Raw genomic sequence first — 8,590 nt, forward strand, 5'->3', positions numbered from 1 at the left:
TCTGGACCTCGACGCGCTGGTCGCCATCGACGTGCACGTGCACGTCGAGCAGGACCTGCACGGGCACCTGTCGCTGGACGACGAGCTGCTGGCCGCGGCCTCGAAGTACTTCAAGGGCGAGCCGTACCACCCGACGGTGCCCGAGATCGCCGCGGACTACCGGGCCAAGAACATGGCCGCGGTGATCTTCACCGTCGACACCGAGCTGGCCAGCGGGCACCCGACGCTGTCCAGCGAGGAGATCGCCCAGGCCGCCGCCGAGCACCCCGACGTGCTCATCCCGTTCGGGTCGGTCGACCCCGCCCGCGGCAAGGCGGGTGTCCGCCTGGCCCGCCGGCTGGTCGAGGAGCACGGGGTCCGCGGGTTCAAGTTCCACCCGTCGATCCAGGAGTTCGAGCCCAACGACCGCAAGCACTACCCGCTGTACGAGGAGCTGCAGAGCCTCGGCGTGCCGGCGCTGTTCCACACCGGCCAGACCGGCATCGGCTCGGGCCTGCCCGGCGGGCGCGGCATCAAGCTGCGCTACTCCGACCCGATGCTGCTCGACGACGTCGCCGCCGACTTCCCCGGCCTGACGATCATCATGGCCCACCCCTCGGTGCCGTGGCAGGACTCGGCGATCGCGGTGGCCCAGCACAAGGCCAACGTCTACATCGACCTGTCCGGCTGGTCGCCGAAGTACTTCCCGCCGCAGCTGGTGCGGGCGGCGAACAGCCAGCTGAAGAAGAAGGTGCTCTTCGGCTCGGACTACCCGCTGCTGCGCCCGGAGCGCTGGATCAGCGACTTCGAGCAGCTCGAGATCCGCGACGAGGTCAAGCCGCTGATCATGAAGGAGAACGCGATCCAGGCCCTGGGACTGCGCCGTGCGTAACGCCGGACTGGGCTCCTGGCCCGAGCGCCGGCTGCGGATCTCCCCGGAGCGCGACGCGATCTGGTTCGAGGGGACGACGACGTCGCACGCCGGCTTCGCCGACCGGGTGCGCCGCGTCGCCGGCGCCCTGGCGGGCCTGGGCATCGGTGCCGGCGACCGGGTCGCCTGGACCGGCGGCAACCACCCGTCGGCCCTGGAGACCCTCTACGCCTGCGGCCAGCTGGGCGCGATCTGGGTGCCGGTCAACGCCCGGCTCACCGCGCCGGAGGCCGAGTACGTGCTCGGGCACTCCGGCTCCGCGGTGGTCGTGCACGGCCGCGACCACGGGCGCCTGGCCGACGCGCTGCGCGGCCGGGTGCCCGGGGTGCGCACGTGGGTGGCGGCCGAGCCGCCGGTGGACGGCGGCGCCGACTCCCTGCCCTACGAGGACCTGCTCGCCGCGGCCGACCCCGAGCCGCGCGACGAGCCGGTCACCCTCGACGACCCGTGCCTGGTCATGTACACGTCGGGCACCACGGGCCGGCCCAAGGGCGCCGTGCTCACCCACGGCAACATGACGTGGAACGCGGTCAACCAGTCGCTCGGCTTCGACTTCGGCCCGACCGAGCGGACCCTCGCCCTCGCGCCGCTGTTCCACATCGGCGGGCTCAACGGCACGGTCAACCCGACGCTGCTGCGCGGCGGCTGCGCCGTCGTGGTGCGGCGGTTCGACCCGGCGGAGATCCTGCGGGTCATTGAGGAGCAGCGGATCAACTCGTTCTTCGCCGTCCCCACGATGCTGGACGCGATGAGCCGCGACCCCGGCTTCACCACCCGCGACCTGTCGTCGCTGCGCACCATCGGCGCCGCCGGGGCTCCGCTCCCGCTGCCGACGCTGCGGACGTGGCTCGACCGCGGGGTCACCATGCAGCAGGCCTACGGGATGACCGAGGCCGCGCCCGGCTGCACGGTGCTGGACTCCGCCGACGCCGAGCGCAAGGTCGGCTCGGCCGGCAAGCCGGTGTTCTTCACCGACGTCCGCGTCGTCCGCCCCGACGGCACGCAGGCCGACGTCGACGAGGTCGGCGAGGTGGTCGTGCAGGGCCCGAACGTGATGGCCGGGTACTGGAACGACCCCGACCGCACCGCCGAGGTGCTCGTCGACGGCTGGTACCACACCGGCGACGCCGGCTCCGTGGACGACGAGGGCTTCCTCTACATCCGCGACCGCTACAAGGACATGATCATCTCGGGCGGGGAGAACATCTACCCGGCCGAGGTGGAGTCGGCCCTGCTGGAGCTGCCCGAGGTCGTCGAGGCCGCCGTCATCGGCGTCCCCGACGAGAAGTGGGGCGAGGTCGGCCTGGCCGTCATCGTCCCCGCGCCCGGCAGCTCCCGCGACGGCGAGGCGATCCGCGCCGCCCTGCGCGAGCGGCTGGCCGGGTTCAAGGTGCCCCGGCAGATCCGCTTCGCCGACGACCTCCCCAAGACCGCCACCGGCAAGGTGCGCAAGCCCGACCTGCGCGAGACCTACACCTCCGAGGAGACCCACGCATGAGCAGCACGACCACCACCCTCGCCGAGCTGCCCTCCCTCAAGGGCACCGAGCTCGGCACCAGCGACTGGTTCGAGGTCACCCAGGAGCGGGTGAACCTGTTCGCCGACGCCACCGGTGACCACCAGTGGATCCACGTCGACGTCGAGCGCGCCAAGGCCGAGAGCCCCTTCGGCGGCCCGATCGCGCACGGCTACCTGACCCTGTCGGTGCTCATCCCGATGTGGGCGCAGGTGCTCGAGGTGACCGACACCAAGCTCGCGGTCAACTACGGCCTCAACAAGGTCCGCTTCCCCGCGCCCGTGCCGGTCGGCTCGAAGGTCCGGCTGACCGCCACCCTCAGCGACGTCGAGGAGATCAAGGGCGGCTACCAGCTCACCGTCGCCGCCGTCATCGAGCGCGAGGGCGGCGACAAGCCGGTCTGCATCGCCGAGCCGGTCTTCCGCTTCCTGGGCTGATGACCGCCCCGGCCCCCGGACTCGAGCACGTCGCACACCTCGAGATCGAGGTCGGCACCCCGATCGAGGTCGGCGTCACCGCCGCCGGCCTGCGGCGGGTCGTGCCCATCACCGGGGGCCGGGTCACCGGCCCGCTGCTCACCGGCGAGGTCGTGCCCGGCGGCGCGGACTTCCAGGTGATCCGCACCGACACGCTCACCGAGCTCGAGGCGCGCTACCTGGTGCGCACCGACCGCGACGAGCTCGTCTACGTCGACAACCGCGGCATCCGCACTGGATCGGCCGAGGACATCGAGCGGCTGCGCCGCGGGGAGCCGGTGGACCCGGCGCGGATCTACTTCCGCTCGATCCCGCGGTTCGAGACCGCCGCCCCGCGGCTGGCGTCGCTCACCGACCGGGTATTCGTCGGGGTGGGCACCCGCCATCCCGACGCCGTCCTGCTCGACGTCTTCGCGGTGCTCTGACTGCCCTGCCCGCCGGACCCCGGTCCGGCGGGCAGGGACGTCGGTGCCTAGCGTCGGGGCATGCACCCGCGCACCCCCCTGCTCCCCCTCCGGCCCGCCCGGTGAGCCGCGGCGTCGTCCTCGTGACCGGCGCCAGCTCCGGGCTCGGCGAGGAGATGGCCCGGCAGTTCGCCGCCCTCGGCTACGACCTCGCCCTGTGCGCCCGGCGCACCGACCGGCTCGAGGCCCTCGCCGCGGAGATCCGCACCGCCACCGGACGGCGCGTGGAGACCGCCGCGCTCGACGTCACCGACGCCGACGCCGTCCCCGCGGTGTTCGGCCGGTTCGCCGAGTCCTTCGGTGGCCTGGACCGGGTGGTCGTCAACGCCGGCATCGGCAAGGGCGCCCCGCTGGGCACCGGCCGCCCCGACGCCAACCGCGCCACCGCCATGACCAACTTCGTCGGCGCCCTGGCGCAGACCGAGGCGGCGCTGGAGGTGTTCCGCCGGCAGCGCCGCGGCCACCTGGTGCTGATCTCCTCGATGTCGGCGCTGCGCGGCATGCGGAAGTCGATGACGACGTACGCGGCCACCAAGGCCGGCGTCGCCGCGCTCGCCGAGGGGCTGCGCTCCGAGCGCATCCCGGGAGTCGACGTGTCCGTCGTCTACCCCGGCTACATCCGGTCGGAGATGAACGAGCACGTGCAGCAGCGGACCCGCTTCATGGTCGACACCCCGACCGGCGTACGGGCGATGGTGGCGGCGATCGAGAAGCGGCGGCCCCAGGCCTACGTGCCCGCCTGGCCGTGGGTACCGATCGGCGTGGCGATGCGGGTGCTGCCGCTGTCGGTCGTGCGGCGGCTGGCGTGAGCACCACGGCCGGCGGGGCACCAGCGGCCGACGGCCGCCCCGTCCGGCCCGAGGACGCCTTCGACGTCGCCGCGGTGGCCGCCTGGCTGGCCGCGTCCGCCGATCCGGAGCGCGCGGGGGTCGACCTCTCCGCCGTCCCCGAGGTGCGGCAGTTCTCCGGCGGGGTCTCGAACTTGACCTACCTGCTGCGCTATCCCGACGGCGACCTCGTGCTGCGCCGCCCGCCGCGCGGCACCCACGCCGGCCCCGCGCACGACGTGGCGCGCGAGTACCGCATCCAGGCCGCGCTGGCCCCGGTGCTGCCGCAGGTGCCGGCGCCGGTGGCGCTGTGCGAGGACACCGGGGTCATCGGCACGCCCTTCTCGGTGATGCGGCGGCTGGCCGGGCCGATCCCGCGCAAGGAGCTGCCGCCGGACGTGCGGCTCTCCCCCGCGCAGGTGCGGGTGCTGTGCCGCAACGTCGTCGACCTGCTGGCCGATCTGCACTCGGTGGACGTGCGCGCTGCGGGGCTGGCCGACCTCGACCGCGGCCCCGGCTACGTGCGGCGGCAGGTGGACAGCTGGTCGGCGCGCTACCGCGCGGCCCGCACCCGCGACGTGCCGCCGTTCGAGACGGTCATGACCTGGCTGGCCGAGCACCAGCCCGCCGACCGGCCGCACACCCTGGTGCACAACGACTTCCGGTTCGACAACGTCGTGCTCGACCCGGCCGACCCCACCCGGCCGATCGGGCTGCTGGACTGGGAGCTGGCCACCGTCGGCGATCCGCTCATGGACCTGGCGAACGCGCTCGGCTACTGGATCCAGGCCGACGACGACCTGCTGATGCGGGCGTTCCGCCGCCAGCCCACCCACCTGCCGGGGATGCTGACCCGCGAGGAGGTCGTCGCGCAGTACTGCCGGCGCACCGGCACGCGGATCACGAACCGCGAGTGGGCCTGGTACGAGGTGTTCGGCCTGTTCCGGGTCGCCGTCATCGCCCAGCAGGTCTACGCGCGCTACCGCGCGCGGCAGACGACCAACCCGCAGTTCCGGTTCTTCGGCGTCGCCGTCCGGCTGCTCGAGCGGCGCTGCCGCCGGCTGGTCGCCGCCGCCGGGCGCATGGGCCCGGAGCGGGCCGCGGCGCAGGTCGGGACCCCGCTGCTGACCCGCCGGCTGATCCGGCCGCGGCGGTGGACGCCCCCGCCCGGCGCCGCGACGGAGCCGACCGGGCGGTTCGAGGTGCTCCGGCGGATCCCGACCGGGCACGGCCCCGAGGACGTCGTCTTCGACGACGCCGGCCGGCTGGTCACCGGCACGGCGGACGGCCGGGTGCTGCGGATCGACGTCGCCACTGGTGCGGCCACCGTGGTCGGCGAGACCGGCGGCCGGCCGCTGGGGGTACAGCCCTGCCCCGACGGCAGCGTGCTGGTCTGCGACCACGACCGCGGGCTGCTGCGGATGTCGGCCGACGGCACGGTCGAGACCCTCGCCGAGGACGTGGACGGCGAGCGGATCACCTTCGCCAGCAACGTGGTGGCCGCGCCCGACGGCACCGTCTGGTTCACCACCTCGACCCGCCGCTGGGACGTCGAGCACCACCTCGGCGACATGTACGAGCACTCGGCCACCGGCCGGCTGCTGCGCCGGGACCCCGACGGCACCGTGACCACCGTGCTGTCCGGGCTCGGCTTCGCCAACGGACTGGTGCTCGCGCCCGACGGGTCGCACCTGCTGCTGGCCGAGACGACCGACTACCGGATCTCCCGGCACTGGCTCACCGGCCCGCGCGCCGGCAGCACCGAGCCGCTGGTCGAGGACCTCCCGGGCTTCCCCGACAACATGAGCCTGGGCAGCGACGGGCTGCTGTGGGTGGCCGTCGCCGCGCCGCGCAGCGCGCTGCTGGACCGGCTGCTGCCGCTGCCCGGCGTCCTGCGGCTGCTGCTGTGGAACCTGCCCGCGGCGGTGCGGCCAGCGGCCACCCCGGTGGCGCAGGTCATGGCGTTCGACCTCGGCGGGCGGCGGGTGCACGACCTGCGCGCCGACGACGCCGGCTACGGGTTCGTCACCGCGGTGGCCGAGCGGAACGGCACGCTGGTCGCCGCGAGCCTGCACGAGGACGACGTCGTGGTGCTCCGGGCGCCGGACGACCGGCCGGTCTGACCGCGCCGCACCGCGCCGGCGGTCAGGGCCGGAACACCGTGTCCGGCTGCACGGCGACCTCCAGCAGCAGCGGCTCGCGACGGTCGGCGAGCGTCGGCACGACCTCGTCCAGCTCGGCGAGCAGCGCCGCGTGGTCGCCGACCCGCCGGGCGGCGCAGCCGAGCCCGCCGGCCAGCGCGCTGAGGCTGACCTCCTCGAACGGCGGCCACGGCGGCGTGCCGCCGTGCGCGTCGGCGAGCCGGTCCATCACCGCGTACCGCCCGTTGGCCAGCACCACGACCACGACGCCGACGCCGTAGTGCGCCGCCGTCCACAGCGCCTGGACGGCGTACAGCGAGGAGCCGTCGCCGGCGACGGCCACCACCGGCCGCGGCACGGCCATGCGGACGCCGATCGCCGCCGGCAGCGCGAAGCCCAGCCCGCCCATCGCCGCGCTGAGGAAGCCCAGGGGCCGCCGCGCCGGGAGCAGGGCGTGCAGGTCCGGCCGGCTGGAGGGCGTCTCCTCCACCACGACCGCGTCCTCGGGCAGCCGCTCGGCCAGCGCGGCGAGGACGTGCGCGGCCCGCAGCGGGGCACCGGCCTCGGGCACGGCCGGCAGGGGCCGGGCCGGCGCGCGGACGACCGGTCCGGTGCGCGAGGGCACCGCGGCGGCCAGGGCGGCGCAAGCGGTGGGCAGCGGGGCGAGCACGGCGAGGTCGGCGACCGCGCGGCGCGCCTCGGCCGGGTCGTCGGTGAGGACGGCGAAGCGGGTGCCGCACCCGGCCAGCGGCCCGGGGGCGTACTGGTACTGCCGGAGCACCGGCGCGCCCACGACGAGGACGACGTCGTGCGGCTCCAGCACCCGGCGCAGCCGGGGACGGTCGGCCGGCAGGTGCCCGGCGAACTGCGGATGGTCCTGCGGGAACCCGGCGCGCGCCCCGAACGCCTCCTGCCAGACCGGGCAGCACAGCCGCTCGGCCAGCCGCACCAGCGCCTGCCACGTCCGGGGGTCGTCGGCGCCGGCTCCCACGACGACCGCCGGGTTCCGCGCACCGGCGACCAGGTCGGTCAGCGACCGCAGCGCGACGGCGTCGACCGCCGAGGACACCTGCAGCACCGCCGGCGCCGGCAGCGGCAGGTCCTCGGCCGGCTCCGACCAGTCGCCGCTCGGCACGACGACCAGTGCCGGCCCCCGCTCCAGCGTCGCGGCGTGCGCCGCCCGTGCGATCGCGCCGGGCACGTCCTGCGGCCGGGCCGGCTCCTCGACCGACACGGGGTACTCCCCCGCCAGCCCGCGCAGCCGCCCGGCGAGGAACGGCTCCTGGGCCAGGTGCCGGCGGTCCTGCTGGCCGACGAGCACCACCAGCGGCGCCCGGTTCACCCGGGCCGTCGCCAGCGCCCCCACCGCGTTGCCCAGCCCCGCGGTGGTGTGCAGCAGCACGAGCGCCGGCCGCTGCCGGGCGATCGCCCACCCGGTCGCCGTGCCGACGACCGATCCCTCGTGCAGGCCGAGGACGAACTCGAGGTGGTCGGGCAGGTCGGCCAGCAGCGGCACCTCGGTCGAGCCCGGGTTGGCGAAGACGGTCGTCATCCCGGCGCGGCGGAGGACGTCGAAGGCGGCGTCGCGGACGGTGGACATGGCAGCAGCTCCTGGAGCGGGGACGGGCGGGGTCAGGCCGGGCCGAGGGCCATCGCCAGCAGGGCGAGGTTGACCGCCACGACGGCGGCGCAGATGACGGCGGCCGCGACGACGGTGACCCGGCGGTTGACGTCGGCGCCCATCACCGACCGCCGGGAGGTCAGCAGCACCAAGGGCACGATTGCGAAGGGGATGCCGAAGGACAGGACCATCTGGGAGACGAGCAGCACCGTGGTCGGGCTGGTGCCCAGGCCGAGGACCACCAGCGCCGGCACCGCCGTCACCGCCCGCCGCACCAGCACGGGCACGCGGACCCGCAGCAACCCGCCCATGACCACGCCGCCGGAGTAGCAGCCGACGACCGTGGAGGCCAGGCCGGAGAACAGCAGGCCGACGGCGAACAGCACCGCCACTCCCCCGCCGAGGGTGTCGCCGAGGGCGGCGTGCACGCCCTCGACGGTGGCGCTGCGCTCGTCGCCGGCCAGGGCACCGGCGCCCAGCAGGAGCAGGGCCAGGTTCACCGTCCCGGCGACGGCGAGGGCGACGGCCACGTCGACGCGGGTGGCCGCCAGCACCGAGCGGCACGGCCGGCCGGCCGCCCGCCGGCCGTGCCGCTCGGCGGGCAGGGCCGACTTGGCGTAGTCCGCGTGCGGCCT

8 protein-coding genes are annotated in these 8,590 nt (G+C 75.2%); 6 read left to right on the forward strand and 2 right to left on the reverse strand.

All coding sequences use genetic code 11. From position 1 onward, the window contains the following. Nucleotide 1 precedes the first annotated feature (1 nt). From ACI79R_RS20025 to ACI79R_RS20050, 6 genes are all read left to right on the forward strand, one after another. The gene (locus ACI79R_RS20025; RefSeq protein ID WP_456575431.1) at nt 2–871 is read left to right on the forward strand and encodes an amidohydrolase family protein; all 870 of its coding nucleotides are present in this window, start codon (nt 2–4) and stop codon (nt 869–871) included. Beyond that, a complete protein-coding gene (locus ACI79R_RS20030) occupies nt 864–2,408 on the forward strand; it encodes an acyl-CoA synthetase (RefSeq protein ID WP_456575424.1) in 1,545 nt (514 codons plus the stop codon). Before ACI79R_RS20025 ends, ACI79R_RS20030 begins: the two co-directional genes overlap by 8 nt. After that, nucleotides 2,405–2,863, forward strand: coding sequence for a MaoC family dehydratase (locus ACI79R_RS20035; protein ID WP_456575425.1), 459 nt, complete (start codon nt 2,405–2,407; stop codon nt 2,861–2,863). Before ACI79R_RS20030 ends, ACI79R_RS20035 begins: the two co-directional genes overlap by 4 nt. After that, nucleotides 2,863–3,327: a DUF3237 domain-containing protein gene (locus ACI79R_RS20040; protein ID WP_456575426.1), complete on the forward strand. Its 465-nt coding sequence runs from the start codon at nt 2,863–2,865 to the stop codon at nt 3,325–3,327. Before ACI79R_RS20035 ends, ACI79R_RS20040 begins: the two co-directional genes overlap by 1 nt. A gap of 101 nt (nt 3,328–3,428) precedes the next feature. Further along, on the forward strand, nt 3,429–4,175 hold the full coding sequence (locus ACI79R_RS20045; RefSeq protein WP_456575427.1) for an SDR family oxidoreductase: 747 nt from the start codon (nt 3,429–3,431) through the stop codon (nt 4,173–4,175). Beyond that, nucleotides 4,172–6,316, forward strand: coding sequence for a phosphotransferase (locus tag ACI79R_RS20050; RefSeq protein WP_456575428.1), 2,145 nt, complete (start codon nt 4,172–4,174; stop codon nt 6,314–6,316). The genes ACI79R_RS20045 and ACI79R_RS20050 overlap by 4 nt, the downstream gene beginning before the upstream one ends. A gap of 22 nt (nt 6,317–6,338) precedes the next feature. Here ACI79R_RS20050 and ACI79R_RS20055 read toward each other — a convergent pair whose 3' ends face one another. Together ACI79R_RS20055 and ACI79R_RS20060 are read right to left on the reverse strand one after the other, a co-directional pair. After that, on the reverse strand, nt 6,339–7,934 hold the full coding sequence (locus ACI79R_RS20055) for a thiamine pyrophosphate-dependent enzyme (protein WP_456575429.1): 1,596 nt from the start codon (nt 7,932–7,934) through the stop codon (nt 6,339–6,341). A gap of 32 nt (nt 7,935–7,966) precedes the next feature. Beyond that, nucleotides 7,967–8,590: Nramp family divalent metal transporter (locus tag ACI79R_RS20060; RefSeq protein WP_456575430.1), on the reverse strand; the 624-nt coding region annotated here is incomplete at its 5' end.

This window comes from Blastococcus sp. SYSU D00820 (genome assembly GCF_054050695.1).

Coding starts and splice junctions, on each gene's coding strand:
- ACI79R_RS20035 (WP_456575425.1), top strand. CDS start 2,405: ATGAGCAGCACGACCACCACCCTCGCCGAGCTGCCCTCCCTCAAGGGC.
- ACI79R_RS20040 (WP_456575426.1), top strand. CDS start 2,863: ATGACCGCCCCGGCCCCCGGACTCGAGCACGTCGCACACCTCGAGATC.
- ACI79R_RS20055 (WP_456575429.1), bottom strand. CDS start 7,934: ATGTCCACCGTCCGCGACGCCGCCTTCGACGTCCTCCGCCGCGCCGGG.